Genomic DNA, 17793 nt, shown 5'->3' on the forward strand with positions numbered 1-17793 from the left:
GCGGCGCCGGGCACTTGACCCGGCTCGCGTGCGGAGCCTAGGTTTCCCTGGAGAGAAAGCGCTTGCTATCGGGCGCTCGCCATCCGACAGGTGATCTTCCAGGGGGTACGTCATGCCCAGCCGTCCTTCCCACCGGGGACCGGTCCGGGTCGCGATCGTCGGCACGGGCGCGATCGCGCGGGGCAGTCATCTGCCCGCGCTGACCGCGCTCGCCGCCGAGCAGCCGCTGGAGATCGTCGCCGCGGTCGATGTCGATGCGGCGTCGGCAGAGGCGTTCTGCGCGGATGCAGGCATCCCCCACGCGTACACGGACCTGTCCGCCATGCTGGCCGAACAGCGGCCCGACCTGGTCACGCTCTGCACCCCGCCCCGGTTCCACCGCGATCAGACCGTCGCCGCCCTTCGCGCCGGGGCCTGGGTGTGGTGCGAGAAGCCGCCCTGTCCCTCGCTGGAGGACTTCGACGCGATCGAGGCAGCCGAGGGCCCCGAGGACGGCGGGCCGTTCGCGGCGATCGTCTTCCAGCACCGATTCGGTTCGGGTTCCCGCCATGTGCGGAAGCTGCTGGCCGAACAGGCGATGGGCAGGGCCCTGGTGGCCCACTGCCAGACGACCTGGTACCGCGACGAGGCGTACTACGCCGTTCCCTGGCGCGGGAGTTGGAGCAGCGAGGGCGGCGGCCCCGCCATGGGGCACGGCATCCACCAGATGGATCTCCTGCTCGATCTGCTCGGCCCGTGGACGGAGATCCGCGCGATGGCGGGACGGCTGGTGCACGACGTCGAGACGGAGGACGTCTCCACCGCACTCGTCCGCTTCGACAGCGGGGCGATGGCCACGGTCGTGAACAGCGTGCTCAGCCCGGACGAGGTCAGCCGGATCCGCATCGACTGCGAGCGCGCCACGGTCGAGCTCACCCATCTGTACGGGCATCGCAACGCGGACTGGCGGATCACGCCGGCACCGGGGGTCTCTCCCGCGCTGGCGGCCAACTGGCAGGACTTCGGAGCCGATGTCCCCAGCTCGCACGAGGCGCAGCTGCGCGGGCTGCTGGAGGACCTGCGGGCCGGGCGCAGGCCCCGCAGCAGCGGCGCGGACGGCCGCAAGAGTCTGGAGCTTGTCACAGCCCTCTACAAGGCCGCCTTCACCGGGGCCACGGTCCGGGCCGGCGAGACAGGCCCCGGCGATCCCTTCTACGGCGCCCTGCATGGCGACGCTCCCGGCTGGGCCCCCCGGCCCACGACAGAATCTGTGGAGGTCACGGCATGACGAAGACCGTGGAGCTCGTCCACGCGCACGGCGACCACCTCGCCGTGTCCGTCGCCGGCAGCGGGGTCGAACTGCTGCGGTACGTGTACCGGGCCGAGGCCCCCTGGGAGGCCCCGAAGCCGTACATCCACCCCCTGCGGACGCTGTCCGGCCGGGTGGTGACCGACTACCGCCCCAACGACCACCGCTGGCACAAGGGTCTGCAGATGACCGCCTCGCATCTGTCGGGCCAGAATCTGTGGGGCGGCAACACCTATGTGCACGGTGAGGGTTATCTCGCCCTGCCGGAGCGCGTCGGCTCGATGGCGCACCGCGGATTCGACGAGGTGTCGGCGTACGACGGCGGGGCCCGCATCACCGAGCGGCTGACCTGGCATCCGCACAGCGGAGAGGTCTGGGCGGAGGAGGTCCGTCGCATCGAGGTGCACGATGTCGACGCGGCGACCGGGAGCTGGGCGCTGACGTGGTCGTCCTCGGTCACCAATCGGCGCGAGGAGCCGCTGCGCCTCGGCAGCCCGACGACGCACGGCCGTCCTGCCGCGGGGTACACCGGGCTGTTCTGGCGGGGGCCGCGCGCCTTCCGCGACGGGCGGATCCTGGCACCGGACGCCGAGGGCCCCGAGCTCATGGGGAAGCAGGCCGACTGGCTCGCCTACACCGGTGAGCACGACGGGGCGGACGGCCATGCCACGCTCGTCTTCGTCCACTCCCCCGAGAACGACCACACCGGGGCGGGCGGAGCTCATCCGGCGCACTGGTTCGTGCGGAACACACCCTTCGCCGCCGTGGCCCCGTCGTTCGCCTTCCATGACGAACTGGTCCTGGCTCCCGGTGGGACGCTGACCCGCCGCTACCGGGTACTGGTCGCGGACGGCGCCTGGGACCGCGACCGGATCGCCGCACAGGTCGGGGCACTGTCCTGGTAGGCGTCCGGCCGCCGGGAGTTCTTCCCCGGCAAGGCCGCTACCGCCCGCCGGCCGGCGCCAGGACGAACACGGGGATCTCGCGGTCGGTCTTGGTCTGGTAGTCGGCGTAGTCGGGGAAGGCATCCACGGCGCGGCCCCACCACAGGGCCTTCTCGGCACCGGTGACCTCGCGGGCGACCATGTCCTGCCGCACGGTGCCGTCCCGCAGCTCCACACGGGGATCGGCGACCACGTTGTGGTACCAGACGGGGTGCTCGGGGGCGCCACCGAGCGAGGCGACCGCGGCGTAGTGGCCGTCGTGCTCCACCCGCATGAGGGGTGTCTTGCGGATCTTGCCGCTCTTGGCACCGCGCGTGGTCAGGAGGATGACGGGCTTGCCGCGCAACGTCGTCCCCTGCGTGCCGCCCGAGCTCTCGATGAGTTCGACCTGCTCACGCACCCACGGCGTCGGACTCGGCTCGTACTCGCCCTCGATCGGCATGACACGTGCTCCTCTCGTCGAAGTCCTGCGTCGTTCACCCCTCACGCTTCCCCGGAAGGTCCGGGGCACTCGGGGACACCGGCGGACGGGTCGCGTCCAGGTGCTTCCACGGGGCTCACGAGGTATCCGCTCACTTAATCGCACACCTTTGATGTCTATATACACATCTATATCCGAATTGCACACTTGCCCCGCTCCAGGGTCGCTCAGGCGCAGGGCATACCGTGGGGCGGAGCGTAGTAAGCCAAGCCTTACTCCGCCGCACCCTGCCCCTGACCACCCGCCCAAAGGAACAACACTCCATGACACGCCCCGTCCGCGTCGCCATCGTCGGAGCCGGTCCTGCCGGAATCTACGCAGCGGACGCGCTGCTCAAATCCGAGGCCGCCCAGGACCCGGGTGTATCGATCGACCTGTTCGAGCGCATGCCCGCCCCCTTCGGCCTGATCCGATACGGCGTGGCCCCGGACCACCCGCGGATCAAGGGCATCGTGAAGGCCCTGCACCAGGTCCTGGACAAGCCGCAGCTGCGGCTGTTCGGCAACGTCGACTACCCCAACGACATCGGCCTGGACGACCTGCGGACCTTCTACGACGCGGTGATCTTCTCCACGGGCGCCGACGCCGACCGAGCCCTGGACATACCGGGGATCGACCTCGACGGTTCCTACGGCGCCGCCGACTTCGTCGCCTGGTACGACGGGCACCCCGAGGTGCCGCGCACCTGGCCCCTGGAGGCCGAGAAGGTCGCCGTGCTGGGCGTGGGCAACGTGGCCCTCGACGTGGCGCGCATGCTCGCCAAGACGGCGGACGAGCTGCTCCCGACGGAGATCCCCGCGAACGTGTACGAGGGTCTCAAGGCGAACAAGGCGCTCGAGGTGCACGTCTTCGGGCGCCGGGGTCCGGCCCAGGCCAAGTTCAGCCCGATGGAGCTGCGCGAGCTGGACCACTCCCCCAACATCGAGGTCATCGTCAACCCCGAGGACATCGACTACGACGACGGCTCGATCGCGACCCGGCGGGAGAACAAGCAGGCCAACATGGTCGCCTCCACGCTGGAGAACTGGGCGATCCGGGACGCGGGCGACCGTCCGCACAAGCTGTTCCTGCACTTCTTCGAGTCCCCGGTGGAGGTCCTGGGCGAGGACGGCCGCGTCGCCGCCCTGCGTACCGAGCGGACCGAACTGGACGGCACCGGCAACGTCCGGGGCACCGGCCGCTTCACCGAGTGGGACGTGCAGAGCGTCTACCGCGCGGTCGGCTACTACTCGGAGGAGCTGCCGAAGCTGCCCTTCGACGTGGCCTCCGGTACCGTCCCGCACGCCGCGGGACGGGTGCTGAGCGGCGAGGAGCCGATGTCCTCGGTGTACGTCACCGGGTGGATCAAGCGCGGTCCGATCGGCCTGATCGGGCACACCAAGGGCGACGCCAACGAGACGGTCGCCTGCCTCCTGGAGGACCACACCGCAGGACGGCTGCCCGCCCCCGAGCAGCCCGAGCCTGACGCGGTCGTCGAATTCCTCGAGCAGCGCGGGGTCCGCTACACCACCCGCGAGGGCTGGCACCGCCTCGACGCCCATGAGCAGGCGCTCGGGGCGGAACAGGGCCGCGAGCGGATCAAGGTCGTCGAGCGCGCCGCCATGCTGGACGCGTCCGGCGCCTGACGGCGAGGGCCTCTCGTCCGGATCGGCCCGGCACGATCCGGACGAGACGCCATGGCAGCGCGCCCCCGGAGCTCCTCGGCGAGCTCCGGGGGCGCGGTGCTGTCAGGTCGCTCCGGCCGGTACCGACCGCTGCCGAACGGGACCGCCCCGAGCCCTTAGACTCGGCGAATGGCGAAGTATTTCGACGTACACCCCGAAAACCCTCAGCGACGCACCGTCAGCAGCGTGGCGGACAGCATCAGGTCAGGTGCGCTCGTCGCGTACCCGACGGACTCCTGCTACGCCCTGGGATGCCAGTTGGGCAGTCGTGACGGCATCGGGCGGATCCGGTCGATCCGGAATCTCGACGATCGCCACCACTTCACCCTGGTGTGCCAGAACTTCGCACAGCTGGGGCAGTTCGTGCAGATCGACAACGACGTCTTCCGGGCCATCAAGGCCGCGACGCCCGGCAGTTACACCTTCATCCTCCCCGCCACCAAAGAGGTGCCGCGGCAGTTGCTGCACCCGAAGAAGAAGACGGTCGGCGTCCGGATCCCCGACCACGCCGTCGCGCAGGCGCTCCTCGCCGAACTCGGTGAGCCGCTGCTCTCCAGCACGCTGCTCCTGCCCGACGAGGAGGAGCCGATGACCCAGGGCTGGGAGATCAAGGAACGCCTCGAGCACGTGGTCGACGTCGTGCTCGACTCCGGCGACTGCGGAACCGAGCCGACCACGGTCATCGACTTCTCGAGCGGCGAACTCGAGATCGTACGCCGCGGAGCGGGTGATACCGCGCGGTTCGAGTAGCCGTCGACACCACGGTCACTCCGCACTGCCGGCGGTCCCGCCGGCAGGCGTGGTGCCCGGCCCGCTCAGCCCCGCCGTCCGCGCGAGCCGTCGCAGCGAGTCCTCGAGCGCCTCACGGTCGTACGTGCTCGTGGTGACCAGCACCTCGTCCGCGCCCGTGTCCTTGATGACCAGTTCGAGTTCGGCCGCGACCGTCTCCTCCGTGCCCGCGAGATGGCCGCGCAGTCCGCTCTCGAACAGCCCTCGCTCCTTCCCGGTCATCGCCAGGCGCTCGATCCGCTCGGCCGGGGCGAGCGGCGGGAACGTGCCGTGGGTGCGCGCGTACGCCATGGACCAGGCCTCGGGGACCAGGAGCCGCCGGGCCTCCTCGGCCGTCCCGGCGACGGCGATCGTCCCCGCCACGACCACATAGGGTTCCCGGGCCCAGGCGGAGGGCCGGAACTCCCTTCGGTAGACGTCGACCGCCTGCAGCAGCTTCTCCCGGCCGCGCAGATCGCCCACCACCAGCGGAAGCCCGGCCGCGGCGGCGATCGACGCGCCCTCGCCTGTCGCGAGGACGTACGGGGGTATGCGCAGCCCCTCGGCGGGCCGGGCGTGGACCTGAGGATGGGCCTGTTGGGTGCCGTCCAGCCAGCCGAGGAGCTCGGAGAGCTGCCCCGCGAAGTCGTCGGCGTCCATCTTGTCCCGGCCGAGCGCCCTGCGGATGCCGTCGGTGAAGCCCACCGAGCGCCCGAGACCCATGTCGATCCGCCCCGGGAACAGTGAGGCGAGCACGCCGAACTGCTCGGCGACGACGAACGGCTGGTGGTTGGGGAGCATCACCCCGCCCGTGCCCACACGGATGACGGAGGTGGCGGCCGCGACGGCGGCGGCCAGCACCGTCGGCGCGGATCCGGCCACGCCCGGCACGCTGTGGTGCTCCGAAACCCAGAAGCGGTGGAACCCGAGAGATTCGACCACTCCGGCCAGCCGGACGGTGTCGCGCAGCGCCTGCGGACCGTCGTGTCCCTCCCGGGTGCGGGAGCGGTCCAGGAACGAGAAGCGGGTCGCCACGATCGAAGGGCTCACGCATGATTCAACGCTCGCGGCCCAGCAGGATTCCCGTGCAGCGAAACCGACCCGGCCCCGGCTTCCGGGCCACCCGGCAGACGCAAAGTCCATTTTGTCGCTAAAGTCCGTAACGCCTTCAACGGCATCGAGCGGCTGGGCGACGGGTGCCGGGTGGCTCTTCCGTCCGCCGGTTCTCGTACCTGTCTCGCACGAGGGGAAGACATGCCAAGCTCCGCCACCGGGACCGATGCCGTCCAGGGCTCCGGCACCGCGGTCAAGATGACGCTGCTCACGCTGACCATGATGGTGGTCGGTTCGATGGTCGGCGCCGGAGTGTTCTCCCTGCCGTCCCGCTTCGCGCAGGAGACCGGGGTCGCCGGGGCGCTGATCGCCTGGGCCATCGCGGGTACGGGCATGCTGATGCTCGCGTTCGTCTTCCAGACGCTCGCCGTGCGCCGGCCGGATCTCGACGCCGGTGTCTATGCCTACGCCAAGGCCGGGTTCGGCGAGTACCTCGGCTTCTTCTCGGCCTTCGGCTACTGGGCCAGTGCCTGCGTCGGTAACGTGACCTACTGGGTCCTGATCATGTCGACGATCGGTGCCGTCTGGCCCGCGCTCGGCGACGGCGACACCGTGCTCGCCATCGTGCTGTCGACATTCGGCCTGTGGGCCTTCTACCTGTTGATCCGCCGGGGCGTGAAGGAGGCCGCCGCGATCAACAGGGTGGTCACCGTGGCCAAGGTGGTCCCGATCATCGTCTTCGTCGCCATCGCGCTGTTCTGCCTCGACACGAGCGTCTTCGCCGACAACTTCGCCGGCGCGGACTACGCGGGCTCCCTGTTCAACCAGGTGCGCGGCACCATGCTGGCCACGGTGTTCGTCTTCCTCGGTGTGGAGGGCGCCAGCGTCTACTCACGGCACGCCAAGCGCCGCGAGGACATCGGACGGGCCACGGTGCTGGGCTTCCTCAGCGTCTTCGCCGTCTTCGCCTCGGTCACGATCGTGTCGTACGGCATCCTGCCCATGGCCGAGATCGCCGAACTCCGCCAGCCGTCCATGGCCGCCGTGCTGGAGGCGGCTGTCGGGACCTGGGGCATGGTCTTCGTGAGCGTCGGGCTGATCATCTCCGTGCTCGGCGCCTATCTCGCCTGGACGCTCATGGCGGCGGAGGTGCTCTTCGTGGCCGCCAAGGACGACGACATGCCGCGCTTCCTGCGCCGCTCGAACTCCGCCGACGTGCCCGTGCCCGCACTGCTGATGACCACCGCCCTGTCCCAGGTGGTCCTCGTCATCACCCTGTTCTCGGACGACGCGTTCAACTTCGCACTCGACCTGACCAGTTCCCTGTCCCTGATCCCGTTCCTGATGGCGGCGATGTTCGCCGTGAAGATCATGGTGCGGCCCGATGAGCTGACAGCCGGAACAGGCCGCGGGCGTGACCTCGTCGTCAGCGTCGTGGCGACGCTCTACACCGCGTTCCTGCTGTTCGCGGCAGGCATGAAGTTCGTGCTGGTCTCCTTCATCATCTACGCCCCGGCCACGATCCTGTTCGCCATGGCCCGGCGGGAGCAGCAGCGGCAGGTGTTCTCTCCGGCCGAACTCGTCATCTTCGCCGTCTCCATCGCCGGAGCCGCCATGGGAGTGATCGCCCTGGCCGCGGGCTGGATCAGCCTCTGACGGCCCGTCCGCAACCCGTTCGTCCCGCTCCGGAGCAGGCACACCAGCACACGACCGAATGGACGCACCCATGACGAACACCACCGACACCGGCGCAGCTCCCGTGCACGGCGTGCACTCCGAGGTGGGCAGACTGCGCAAGGTGCTGGTCTGCGCACCCGGCCTCGCACACCGCCGGCTCACCCCCAGCAACGCCGGTGACCTGCTCTTCGACGATGTGATGTGGGTGGACAACGCACAGCGCGACCACGCCGACTTCGTGAGCGAGCTCCAGCGGGGCGGCGTCGAGGTCGTGGAGCTGCACGACCTGCTGGCCGCGACCCTGACGGTGCCGGGGGCCATGTCGTGGCTCCTCGACCGCAAGATCACCGCCAACGAGGTCGGTCTGGGGCTCATCGAAGGCACCCGCGCCTTCCTGGAGTCCCTGCAGCCCCGGCAGCTCGCCGAGTACCTGATCGGGGGCCTGGCCACCGCCGACCTGCCGGAGGACTACCGCTCCGCCTACCTCGGCCTGGCCCGCGAGTCGACCGGGGCGCGCGAGTACCTCATGCCGCCGCTGCCGAACACCCTCTACACCCGCGACACCACGTGCTGGCTGTACGGAGGGGTCACGCTCAATCCGCTGTACTGGCCCGCCCGCCATGACGAGACTCTGCTGATGAAGACGGTCTACCGCTTCCACCCGGACTTCGCCGGCGACACGGTCTGGTGGGGCGATCCCGAACTCGACTGGGGCAGCGCCACGTTCGAGGGCGGGGACATCATGCCCGTCGGCAACGGGGTCGTCCTCATGGGCATGAGCGAACGGACCTCCCGGCAGTCCATCACCCAGGTCGCCGCTGCTCTGTTCGAGAACGGCGCCGCGGAACACGTCGTGGTGGCGGGGATGCCGAAGCTGAGGTCGGCGATGCACCTGGACACCGTCTTCACCTTCGCCGACCGCGACATCGTCACCCTCTATCCGAAGATCATGGACGCGGTGCACACGTTCTCCCTCCGCCCCGCCGACACGTCACCGGGCGTGGAGGTCACCGACGAGGGATCGAGTCCGTTCGTCGATGTGGTGGCCCGGAGCCTGGGCCTGCCGGCTCTACGGGTGATCGAGACGGGCGGTGACGTGTACGCCTCCGAGCGCCAGCAGTGGGACAGCGGGAACAACGCCGTCGCCCTCGAACCGGGGGTCGTCTTCACCTACGACCGCAACACCCAGACCAATGACCTGCTGCGCGCGGCGGGGGTCGAGGTCATCCCGATCGTCGGTGCCGAGCTCGGCCGCGGTCGCGGGGGTGGCCACTGCATGACCTGTCCCCTCATCCGCGAGCCCGTCGACTACTGACGGACCCGGCCCTGGCAGCAGCGGGCCGGGCGCCGGGTCCGGGATCATCCCCGCCCGTCCCGCCCGGCACCGGCCGCTGTCGCGGCGCCTTCAGGCGCCCGCCGACGACTGGGCCTCGGCCGCCGCACGGTACAGCCGGCGCAGCCGCACCACGCCCAGGTCGTGCTGGTACAGGTTCTCCTGCTGGTCGGCGTCGGCCGGCATGGCCTCCAGCATGACGCGGTCCTGCTCCAGCACGTCCCAGTGGCGCTTCTCGATCAGCGTCCGGTAGAGGAAGCGCCAGGACGCGCGCTGCCAGTCCTCGACCCGGCGGTAGCGCCAGAAGAAGACACCGCTGCGCCGCTCGTCCACCGGGCAGACCATGCCGACGATCCCGAACGGTCCGCCGGGTCCGGCCGACGGCGGGTACGGGATGGACAGGTCGACCCAGTCCACGCCGGTGCGGCAGAGCTCCACCCAGTCGAAGTTGACGCCGCGCTGGTCGGTCTTCTCGAAGAAGTAGCCGCGCCCTGTCTCCCGGATGCGGAACTTGGCCGTCGTGTCACCGTCGAACATCGTGTGCGAGTCGTGGTGGAGGAAGGCCCCGTGCATCGGGTCGAGCAGGTTCTCGACGGCGTAGCGCCACGGCGATTCCCACTCGGCGTAGCACAGGAACGCGTCCACCTCGGGGTCCGTCAGCGGTTCCGGGAGCGTCAGTTCGGCCGGCTCCGGGTGCTCCTCGTCGCCGAAGTAGGCGAGGATCGCGCCCGCGACCTCGCGCACCGGCAGCGAGGTGACCAGCTTCTTGCCCTCCAGGCTGCAGCCCGGCAGCCCGGGGACGGAGGAGACCGTCCCGTCGGACCGGACCTCGACACCGTGGTACCAGCAGGCGACCCGGTCGCCGAGGTGCTTGCCGAGCGACAGGGGTGCGCCGCGGTGCGGACAGCGGTCGGCGAGCATGGACAGGGCACCGTCGGAGCGGCGGAACAGCAGCCACTGCTCGCCGAGCGCGGTCACCTTGCGCATCGCACCGGGGGCGACGAAGTGCGAGGGGACGACGGGGTGCCACTGGTTGCGCAGGCCGGTGGCGTAGATGTGGTCCGCCGTGGCGGAGGACGTCAGCGTCATGGTCAGGCTCCCAGTCGGTTCATCTCGGCACGGAAGGATTCCTCGGTCCACGGCGTGCCGTCGCCCGCGTGGACCTGGCGGGCGTTGAGTCCGCGCACCACGTCGGCCAGCTCGTGGCCCTCCTTGGTGAAGACCTCCTCGAGGGTCGCGGCGAGCTTGTACTCGTACGGGGTCGGCTCGTGCGTACGGGACTGGTGGACGTCGAGGTACGGCCAGGTGTCGGTCACGGTGTCTCCTGAAAGTGCGGGGGAAGGTGTCACAGGTCGAGGACGAGCCGGCTCGGTGAGGCGCACCGCGAGACGCAGATCATCATCGTGGCGCAGGTGGCACGTTCGGCCTCGCTGAGCAGGAAGTCGCGGTGGTCGGGGGTACCCTCGATCACCCGGGTCTCGCACGACCCGCAGATGCCGTCGCGGCACGAGTTCGGTGCGTCGATCCCGGCAGCCTCGGCGGCGTCGAGGATCGAGGTGCCGGCGCCGACGGTGAGGGTGACGCCCGAGGTGCGGCACTCGACCTCGAACTCCTCGTCGTCACCCGTGCGTTCCACGGTCGGCGCGGCGAAGCGCTCCAGGCGCAACCGGTCCTCGGGGCAGCGTGCCTCGACGGCCACGAGCAGGGGCTCGGGACCGCAGGAGTACACCAGCGTGCCCTCGGGCAGTTCGGCGAGCGCGGCATCCAGGTCGATGTGCCCGAGTTCGTCCTGCGGGACGAGCGTGACGTCACCGCCGAGCGCGGCGAGTTCCGAGGTGAACGCCATCGACGCCCGCCCCCGTCCTCCGTAGACCATCCGCCAGGCGGAACCCCTGCGGGCGGCCTCCCTGGCCATCGCCAGCAGCGGAGTGATCCCGATGCCTCCGGCGACGAACAGGTAGGCGTCGGCCTCCTCCAGCGCGAAGTGGTTGCGCGGTTCGGAGACCGTGACTGGCTGCCCGGGGCGCAGCTGTGTGTGCACGAACCGCGAACCACCCCGCGAGGCGGGCTCGTTGAGCACGCCGATGCGGTAGGAGTCCGGCACGTTCGGGTCGCCGCACAGGCTGTACTGGCGTACCTGGCCACCGACATGGACGTCGAGGTGCGCGCCCGGCGTCCAGGCGGGCAGGGGTTTGCCGTCGGGGTGGGTCAGTTCGACGGAGAGTACGCCCTCCGCCTCCCAGGTCATTCGATGGACGACCAGCTGCAGGGAATGCTCGCTCATGGCCTGTTGCCTCCTTACCGGCAGTACGCGCGACCGGGCTACTGGCCCGGGATCCTCACGGGTGGGGTGAACGGGACCTTCATCGGTCCGAGTGCGGTCAGATCGACCTCGACGAGCGTCGGCCCGCCGGAGGCGATGGCCTCCCCGAGCACCGGGCCGGCGTGCTCCTCGGCTGCGATCCGCAGGTACGGCAACCCGCATGCGCGGGCCAGCAGTTCGAAGTCGGGAGTGGCCAGGTCCACTCCGGAGCGGCGCTCGCTGTAGCGGTCCTGCATGTTGCGCAGAACTCCGTAACCGCCGTCGTTGAAGACGATCAGGGTCAGCCGGGGCCGTTCCTGGGCGAGGGTGAGGAGTTCGCCGAGGTGGACGGCGAGCCCGCCGTCGCCGGCGATGACGACCGTGGGTGCGTCGGGCCGCGCGAGCGCCGCACCGATGCCCATGCCGAGTCCCTGTCCGATGCCGCCGCCGCGCGGGAAGACGTTGTCGCGCGGGTCGTACATCTCCAGCAGCCGGTTGCCCCAGCTGCTGGAGGGGATCGTGACGTCGCGTGCCACGACCGCCTCGCGGGGCAGCGCTGCGCGGATCGCGTCGCAGATCGCGGCCTGGGGCCCGATGTTGTCGTGCAGGAGGGCCCGCACCTCGGTGCGCACGGCGCCGACACGGTCCGTCCAGCCGCTCTCCGCGGGCCGGGCGTGCGGCAGCAGGGCGGTCAGGGCGGCGGCGGCATCACCGTGCAGCGCGTGGGTGGCGGGGTACACGCGGCCCAGCGCGTCCTTGTCGATGTCGATCTGGATGTGCGCCCCGGGAAGTCCCAGCGTGTAGTCGGCCGTCTCGTTCGAGCGGAAGTGCGTGCCGATGGTGAGCAGCACGTCCGCGTCGGCGAGCAGGGCGCGGACCGCGGGGGTGGTGGCGAAGTTGCCGATGACCTGCTCGTGGTCCTCGGGTACGGCGCCGCGCCCGGAGTTCGAGGTCAGCAGTCCCGCTCCGGTCGCCTCCAGCAGTCCGGCGAGCTCGCCGCCTGCGGTTGCCGCGCCGCCGCCCGCCCAGACCAGCGGGCGTCGGGCGGATGCCAGAAGGGCGCCGGCGGCGGCCAGTTCGCTCTCGGCGGGAGCCGGTACGACGGCTGCGGGGAGCTCCTCGGGCTCGTCGGTCTGCGCCGCGAACTGGAGGTCGATCGGCCACTCCACACTCGCCGGTCCGCCCGGCGCGGTGAGCGCCGCGCGGGCCGCCTCGCGCAGGATGCGGCCCGCCTGCTCGGCGTCCGGCACACTCGCGGCGTGGACGGAGACCGCCCTCAGCATGCCGAGCTGGTCCTTGGTCTCGTGGATGAATCCGCGGCCGCTGCCGAGGAATTCGCTCTCCACCTGGCCGGTGATGTGCAGGACGGAACTGCCCGCGCTGAGTGATTCGATCAGCGATCCTGCCGCGTTGCCGGCTCCCGTGCCGGTGGAGGTCAGTGCGCAGCCGAGCGTGCCTCGGGCGCGTCCGTAGGCGTCGGCGGCGTTCACGGCGGACGCTTCGTGCCGCACGGGCACGAAACGCAGTTCGCGGTCGACGGCCTCGACGAGCGGCAGGTTGTGCACGCTGACGATGCCGAAGACGGTGTCGATCCCGAGTTCCCGAAGGACGGCGACGAGGAGATCGCCTCCGTTGTCGTAACGCATGGTGTCTCCTCAGAGGATGGAGCGGCCGACGCCGCCGCAGACGTCGATGCTGGTGCCGGTGATGTACGAGGCGAGGGGCGAGAGCAGGGTGACAACCGCGTACGCGACCTCTTCGGCCCGGCCGAGCCGGCCGAGGGCTATGCCCCGGTCGGCGGCGAGTTCCGCCTGCCACTCCTCGTACGTCCTGCCGGAGTCCGAGGCGGCGTAGCGCCGCGTCCACTGACCGGTGTCGACGAGACCGAGGCATACGGAGTTGACCCGGATGCCCTCGGCGGCGAGTTCGACCGACAGGGACTTGGAGAGGTTGAGGATGCCCGCCCGGGCGGCGCTCGTCGTGATCAGCCGGGGCTCGGGCTGCTTGGCGAGGACCGCGTTGATGTTGACGACACTCGCCGCGGCGGAGGCGGCGAGGTGCGGGCGCGCGGCCTGCAGGGGGTTGAGCACCCCGGCGAACTTCAGCTCCAGCTCGTCGCGCCAGTCCTCGGCGGTGGAGTCGTCGAGCCCCTTCATCCGGGACTGTCCGGCGTTGTTGACGAGTCCGTCGATGCCGCCGAACTCCTCGGCTGTGCGGCGGACGAAGTCGCGCACGGCGTCGGCGTCGCGGACGTCGCAGACTCCGGTCAGGAGGCGGTCGTGTCCGGTGCCGAGGTCGGCGGCCACCTTGGCGAGCCGGTCGGCGTCACGGCCGCAGGTGGCGACGCGGGCTCCCTCGTCGAGGAGGGCGCGGACCGTGGCCAGGCCGACGCCCGAGCTGCCGCCTGTGACCACAATGGTGCGGTCGGCGAGTCCCAGATCCATAACTCGTGTCTCCTGCAGTTCAGTTCATGGTGAATCCGCCGTTGACGGCGATCACCTGTCCGGTCAGGTAGCGGGATTCCTCGCCGAGCAGGAAGGAGACGATCCCGGTGAGGTCGTCCGGCTGCTGCGGCCGGGAGATGGCCCGGTTCATGCGGTAGAGGTCGTGCCGTTCGGCGGGCACGGTCGCCGTCGCCTCGCACTCGGTGAGTCCGGGGGCGACCGCGTTCACGGTGATCCCCTTGTCGCCGAGTTCGCGTGCCATCGCCCGGGTGAGTGCGATGACCGCACCCTTGGAGGCGATGTAGTGCGCGAGGCGGGGGGATCCGTACAGCACGGCGTCCGAGGCGATGTTGACGATCCTGGCCGGGTTCGCGAAGAGCGGGTACAGGGCCTTCGCCACCAGCCAGGGGCTGCGGGCGTTGACCGCCATCAGCCGGTCCCACACCTCGATGTCGATGTCCTGGAACTCCTTGCCGCCCACACCGTTGGCGAGGGCCGCGTTGTTGACCAGGCCGTACACGGGGCCGATCTCGCGCACGGCGGCGGCCAGCGCGGCCACCGAGGCGGGGTCGGCGACGTCGCAGCGTACGAAGCGGGCGTCGATGCCCTCCGCGCGGAGTTCGGCGACGGCGTGCTCGCCCCGTTCCCGTTCCAGTTCGGCGACGACGACCCGGAAGCCGTCGGTGCCGGCCCGGCGGGCCATGGCCAGTCCCAGGCCACGGCCCGCACCGGTGACGACGACAGTGCGTGCGTCGGCCGGGGGCTGGTCAGCCACGGGTCACGCCGTGCATCGGCGAGTACTCGGGGTAGGTCGGCACCTGCGGCTTCTGCGTGCCGATGACGACGCAGAACAGGGCGTCGGTGTCGCCCTCGTTCTTGAGCGAACGGGTCACTCCGGCGGGGACCACGATCATGTCGCGGTAGCCGAGGGTGCGGTACTCGGCCTCGTCGGGCCCGCGGTGGATGCCGACCTTGACCTCGCCCTCCAGGACGAAGAAGGCCTCTTCGACGTCGTGGTGGGTGTGGGCCGGGCCCTCGGCGCCGGGCGGCAGCAGCATGTTGGAGAAGGTGAACCCGCCGGACGGGAGGATCCGGCTGTCGCTCTCGTGGTTGCCGGTGGCACCCGAGCCGACGTAGCGGATCTGGCCGCGGCGGAACTGCGCGCCGGCCTTCTCCTGGAAGGACAGGGTGTCGAAGTCGGCCACCCGGGAGGCCTTGGTGGCGATGAGGGAGTCGGTGTACGCCGAGAGGTCGTCGCCGTTGTCGTACGCGTCGGTGGTCAGAGGCATGGTGGAGGCTCCTATTCGGGGATGGATGCGGTGATGCGGAGGTGGGAGAGCACCCAGGCGTTGAAGTGGCCCGGCTGCTCCTGGTTGGCCAGGTGACCGGCGTCCTTGACGATCACGTAGGCGGTCCTGTGGATGGCTCCGGCGATGAACTGGCTCGCTTCGATGCCGGTGACCCGGTCCTGCTCGCCGCACAGCACGAGGGTGGGGGCGGCGATCGAGGGGAGTTCGGCGCGCAGGTCGGCGGCGGCCATGGACTCGGCGGCGTACCCGTATCCCGGCAGCCGTACCGAGGCGGCCATCGTGTCCACGACCCGGCGCACGAGTTCGTCGGGAGCGTCCGCGGACACCAGCCGCGGTCCGCGTCCCTCGGCGAAGGCGCGCGGGCCGAGCTCGGCGAGCTCGGTGGCCCGGGCCCGCATGCCCTTCGCCTTCGCCTCGTCCGTGCCGGAGCCCGCGCTGGAGTCGGCGACGATCAGTGAGGCGACGAGCTCGGGGTGGCGGGCGGCGAGCCGTAGCGCGATCACACCACCCCAGGACACTCCGAGGACGTGCGCGGTCGAGGCGCGCTCACGGATGAGAGCGGCTGCCGCGTCCGCGTAGTCGTCCAGGCCGAGCGGGGCCTGCGGGTCGGGCGACTTGGCGTAGCCGGGGGCGTCCCAGGCCACGACCCTTACGTACGAGGAGAGTTCGGCGAGCTGAGGGGCGAACGCCGCCGACGACGAGCCGATCCCGTGGAGGCACAGCAGGAGGGGGCCCCGGTCACCGGCTTCCTCGACGTGGACGTCGAAGGTGACGTCGACTGGGGCGTTCACAGGATCTGGCCCGTTTGTCCGGCGAGCGCGGCGAGGCTGCGCAGGACCGCGTACGGCACCACCTGGCTGGTGGCCGGATTGCCCGGGTCGGGCAGGTGGGCGACCTCGAAGCGGTACGCCCCGTGTGCGCCGGACGCCTCGATCACATGGCGGGTGTGGTGCGCCGCCGGGTCGGCGACGACCTGGACCCGCACAGTGTCCAGGTCGCCGACGGCCAGGGCGACGGACGCTGCCACGTTCGTCGATTTGGGGAACTTGACCGGGATCTCGCGGGCGGTGCCCGTCATGACCACGACCGGTCCGGTCGCCGACCGCATCCGGGCCAGCAACTCTTCGTCCATCCAGGGCTGTTCGAGGGTGGAGGGCAGCTTGGTGGTGGTGAGGCGCACCTCGTCGAGCGGACCCAGGGAGCGGGCCGCCTGAAGCAGGTCGAGACCGCCGACGGCACCGCCGGTGAAGTACACCCGGCCGGGTCCCGCCGCGAGGAGGCGCTTCGCGAGGTCCTCGTCGGTCAGCGCTCCGGTGGAGGCGATCAGCAGATCGGTGCCGGACTCCAGCACCCGCTCGCCCCACTCCCGTACGACGCCCTGGCCGGCGGCCTCGACGATCAGGTCGCAGGTCCCCAGGGCCTCCTCGAAGGTGGCCTGCGGCGCCGGTGCGGTTTCGCCGAGCGGGCGGTTGTCGACGACGCACACCAGCTCGGCGCCGCCCACCCGGCCTTCGGCGAGGGCGGTGCCGACGACACGGCCGATCGCGCCCCAGCCGACGATGCCGACCTTGCGTACGGTGCTCATGCGGTGGCCTCCTGGGCGTCGAGGGGAGCGAGCGGGCCGGGGTCCGGCGCGCCCGCCATGTGGCAGCGGATCTCCTTGGACGGCGGTCCCGCCGTCCCCCACAGGTCCGACAGGTCGGGCACCCGGCGCCACACCCGGGCGATCCAGGCGTCCTCGACGATCTGGGCGACCTCGGAGGTGTACTCGCAGACCAGCCCGGACGGGTCGGTGAAGTAGGAGAAGGTGTTGTTCCCGGGGCCGTGCCGGCCGGGACCCCACTGGGGGGTGATGCCGTGGTGGCGGAGCCGGCCGAGGCCGCGCATGAAGTGGTCGACCGAGGTCATCTCGTACGCCACGTGGTTGAGCGAGGTCCACTCGGCCTGGTTGAAGGCGATGCAGTGGTGGTCCGCGTTGCAGCGCAGGAACGCCATCTGGTGCTCGGACCAGTCGGAGACGCGCAGTCCCAGGACCTCGCAGTAGAAGGTGACGGCTGCGTCGATGTCGGTGGTGTTGAGCACGGCGTGCGTCACCCCGACGGGCACGGCACCGTCCCGGCCGCGCGGGACGACGGCCTCGACCTGGGCGCTGATCTCGATGAGACGCCCCTCGGGGTCGGTGAACCGCAGCCCGTAGCCGCCGCCCGCCTGATGCAGCGGACCGGGCCCGAAGACGGGGACGATGCCGCGTGCGTCGAGGCGCCGCGCGGCCTCGTCGACCTCGGCGGGGGTCGCGACGGCGAACGAGAGGCGGCCGAGGCCGACCTTCTCCCGCTCGGCCAGGTGGAGGACGTGGTGCTCGTCGCCGGTGCCGCGCAGCCAGCGGGCGCCGGTGTCGGACTCGACGGTCTCCAGGCCCCAGACCTCTTCGTAGAAGTCGGCGGTCTCGGTGAAGGCCGGGGTGTGCAGCTCGACGTAGCGCAGTGAGCGGAGCCGGGCGATCGGGCCGGGGGGTGGTTGGTGCATCAG

General features: G+C 70.8%; 18 protein-coding genes. 6 read left to right on the plus strand and 12 right to left on the minus strand.

All coding sequences use genetic code 11. From position 1 onward, the window contains the following. Positions 1–112: 112 nt before the first annotated feature. Both ACFW9O_RS32530 and ACFW9O_RS32535 read left to right on the plus strand, forming a co-directional pair. Positions 113–1267, plus strand: coding sequence for a Gfo/Idh/MocA family protein (locus ACFW9O_RS32530; protein WP_384614335.1), 1155 nt, complete (start codon positions 113–115; stop codon positions 1265–1267). Further along, complete coding sequence (locus tag ACFW9O_RS32535; RefSeq protein WP_384614336.1) at positions 1264–2193, plus strand: PmoA family protein; 930 nt, start codon at positions 1264–1266, stop codon at positions 2191–2193. Before ACFW9O_RS32530 ends, ACFW9O_RS32535 begins: the two co-directional genes overlap by 4 nt. Before the next feature lie 37 nt (positions 2194–2230). On the opposite strand, the gene ACFW9O_RS32540 is transcribed toward ACFW9O_RS32535, so the two are convergent. Beyond that, complete coding sequence (locus ACFW9O_RS32540; protein ID WP_384614338.1) at positions 2231–2674, minus strand: nitroreductase family deazaflavin-dependent oxidoreductase; 444 nt, start codon at positions 2672–2674, stop codon at positions 2231–2233. A 302-nt stretch (positions 2675–2976) separates the two neighbouring features. Between ACFW9O_RS32540 and ACFW9O_RS32545 the strand changes: the two genes are divergently transcribed. Together ACFW9O_RS32545 and ACFW9O_RS32550 are read left to right on the plus strand one after the other, a co-directional pair. Continuing rightward, positions 2977–4338 (plus strand): FAD-dependent oxidoreductase, encoded by a 1362-nt coding sequence (locus ACFW9O_RS32545; protein WP_351180111.1) that lies wholly within the window; start codon positions 2977–2979, stop codon positions 4336–4338. 168 nt (positions 4339–4506) lie between these two features. Then, a complete protein-coding gene (locus ACFW9O_RS32550) occupies positions 4507–5127 on the plus strand; it encodes an L-threonylcarbamoyladenylate synthase (protein WP_384614340.1) in 621 nt (206 codons plus the stop codon). Between the two features lie 15 nt (positions 5128–5142). Here the strand turns inward: ACFW9O_RS32550 and ACFW9O_RS32555 are convergent, their stop codons facing one another. Continuing rightward, on the minus strand, positions 5143–6195 hold the full coding sequence (locus ACFW9O_RS32555; protein WP_384614342.1) for an MsnO8 family LLM class oxidoreductase: 1053 nt from the start codon (positions 6193–6195) through the stop codon (positions 5143–5145). A 204-nt stretch (positions 6196–6399) separates the two neighbouring features. On the opposite strand from ACFW9O_RS32555, the gene ACFW9O_RS32560 reads away from it, so the two are divergent. After that, positions 6400–7854: a basic amino acid/polyamine antiporter gene (locus tag ACFW9O_RS32560; RefSeq protein WP_384614344.1), complete on the plus strand. Its 1455-nt coding sequence runs from the start codon at positions 6400–6402 to the stop codon at positions 7852–7854. 70 nt (positions 7855–7924) lie between these two features. Continuing rightward, positions 7925–9190, plus strand: a complete 1266-nt coding sequence (locus tag ACFW9O_RS32565; RefSeq protein WP_384614346.1) for an arginine deiminase — start codon at positions 7925–7927, stop codon at positions 9188–9190. 90 nt (positions 9191–9280) lie between these two features. Here ACFW9O_RS32565 and ACFW9O_RS32570 read toward each other — a convergent pair whose 3' ends face one another. From ACFW9O_RS32570 to ACFW9O_RS32615, 10 genes are read right to left on the minus strand one after another with little or no spacing between them, the layout of a single operon-like run. Beyond that, on the minus strand, positions 9281–10297 hold the full coding sequence (locus tag ACFW9O_RS32570; RefSeq protein WP_384614348.1) for a Rieske 2Fe-2S domain-containing protein: 1017 nt from the start codon (positions 10295–10297) through the stop codon (positions 9281–9283). Positions 10298–10299: 2 nt separating this feature from the next. Beyond that, positions 10300–10524 (minus strand): recombinase-like helix-turn-helix domain-containing protein, encoded by a 225-nt coding sequence (locus tag ACFW9O_RS32575; protein WP_351182283.1) that lies wholly within the window; start codon positions 10522–10524, stop codon positions 10300–10302. A 29-nt stretch (positions 10525–10553) separates the two neighbouring features. Next, positions 10554–11492, minus strand: coding sequence for a PDR/VanB family oxidoreductase (locus tag ACFW9O_RS32580; protein WP_384614350.1), 939 nt, complete (start codon positions 11490–11492; stop codon positions 10554–10556). 38 nt (positions 11493–11530) lie between these two features. After that, positions 11531–13156, minus strand: a complete 1626-nt coding sequence (locus ACFW9O_RS32585) for a thiamine pyrophosphate-binding protein (RefSeq protein ID WP_384614352.1) — start codon at positions 13154–13156, stop codon at positions 11531–11533. Positions 13157–13165: 9 nt separating this feature from the next. Then, entirely contained in the window at positions 13166–13954 is a 789-nt protein-coding gene (locus ACFW9O_RS32590; RefSeq protein ID WP_384614354.1) for an SDR family oxidoreductase, read from the minus strand. Positions 13955–13973: 19 nt separating this feature from the next. Beyond that, complete coding sequence (locus ACFW9O_RS32595) at positions 13974–14729, minus strand: SDR family oxidoreductase (protein WP_384614356.1); 756 nt, start codon at positions 14727–14729, stop codon at positions 13974–13976. Then, complete coding sequence (locus ACFW9O_RS32600) at positions 14722–15243, minus strand: cupin domain-containing protein (protein ID WP_053930186.1); 522 nt, start codon at positions 15241–15243, stop codon at positions 14722–14724. Before ACFW9O_RS32600 ends, ACFW9O_RS32595 begins: the two co-directional genes overlap by 8 nt. A gap of 11 nt (positions 15244–15254) precedes the next feature. Beyond that, on the minus strand, positions 15255–16055 hold the full coding sequence (locus ACFW9O_RS32605; RefSeq protein ID WP_384614358.1) for an alpha/beta fold hydrolase: 801 nt from the start codon (positions 16053–16055) through the stop codon (positions 15255–15257). Then, positions 16052–16849: an aspartate dehydrogenase domain-containing protein gene (locus ACFW9O_RS32610; protein ID WP_384614360.1), complete on the minus strand. Its 798-nt coding sequence runs from the start codon at positions 16847–16849 to the stop codon at positions 16052–16054. Before ACFW9O_RS32610 ends, ACFW9O_RS32605 begins: the two co-directional genes overlap by 4 nt. Further along, positions 16846–17790: a VOC family protein gene (locus ACFW9O_RS32615; RefSeq protein ID WP_351181257.1), complete on the minus strand. Its 945-nt coding sequence runs from the start codon at positions 17788–17790 to the stop codon at positions 16846–16848. The genes ACFW9O_RS32610 and ACFW9O_RS32615 overlap by 4 nt, the downstream gene beginning before the upstream one ends. Positions 17791–17793 lie beyond the last annotated feature (3 nt).

The sequence above is a fragment of the Streptomyces sp. NPDC059499 genome (assembly GCF_042749285.1).
GTDB lineage: Bacteria > Actinomycetota > Actinomycetes > Streptomycetales > Streptomycetaceae > Streptomyces.

Excerpts from the sequence above, each read along its gene's own strand:
- ACFW9O_RS32530 (WP_384614335.1), top strand. The coding sequence starts at position 113 with ATGCCCAGCCGTCCTTCCCACCGGGGACCGGTCCGGGTCGCGATCGTC.
- ACFW9O_RS32535 (WP_384614336.1), top strand. The coding sequence starts at position 1,264 with ATGACGAAGACCGTGGAGCTCGTCCACGCGCACGGCGACCACCTCGCC.
- ACFW9O_RS32540 (WP_384614338.1), bottom strand. The coding sequence starts at position 2,674 with ATGCCGATCGAGGGCGAGTACGAGCCGAGTCCGACGCCGTGGGTGCGT.
- ACFW9O_RS32545 (WP_351180111.1), top strand. The coding sequence starts at position 2,977 with ATGACACGCCCCGTCCGCGTCGCCATCGTCGGAGCCGGTCCTGCCGGA.
- ACFW9O_RS32550 (WP_384614340.1), top strand. The coding sequence starts at position 4,507 with ATGGCGAAGTATTTCGACGTACACCCCGAAAACCCTCAGCGACGCACC.
- ACFW9O_RS32560 (WP_384614344.1), top strand. The coding sequence starts at position 6,400 with ATGCCAAGCTCCGCCACCGGGACCGATGCCGTCCAGGGCTCCGGCACC.
- ACFW9O_RS32565 (WP_384614346.1), top strand. The coding sequence starts at position 7,925 with ATGACGAACACCACCGACACCGGCGCAGCTCCCGTGCACGGCGTGCAC.
- ACFW9O_RS32570 (WP_384614348.1), bottom strand. The coding sequence starts at position 10,297 with ATGACGCTGACGTCCTCCGCCACGGCGGACCACATCTACGCCACCGGC.
- ACFW9O_RS32580 (WP_384614350.1), bottom strand. The coding sequence starts at position 11,492 with ATGAGCGAGCATTCCCTGCAGCTGGTCGTCCATCGAATGACCTGGGAG.
- ACFW9O_RS32585 (WP_384614352.1), bottom strand. The coding sequence starts at position 13,156 with ATGCGTTACGACAACGGAGGCGATCTCCTCGTCGCCGTCCTTCGGGAA.
- ACFW9O_RS32590 (WP_384614354.1), bottom strand. The coding sequence starts at position 13,954 with ATGGATCTGGGACTCGCCGACCGCACCATTGTGGTCACAGGCGGCAGC.
- ACFW9O_RS32600 (WP_053930186.1), bottom strand. The coding sequence starts at position 15,243 with ATGCCTCTGACCACCGACGCGTACGACAACGGCGACGACCTCTCGGCG.
- ACFW9O_RS32610 (WP_384614360.1), bottom strand. The coding sequence starts at position 16,849 with ATGAGCACCGTACGCAAGGTCGGCATCGTCGGCTGGGGCGCGATCGGC.
- ACFW9O_RS32615 (WP_351181257.1), bottom strand. The coding sequence starts at position 17,790 with ATGCACCAACCACCCCCCGGCCCGATCGCCCGGCTCCGCTCACTGCGC.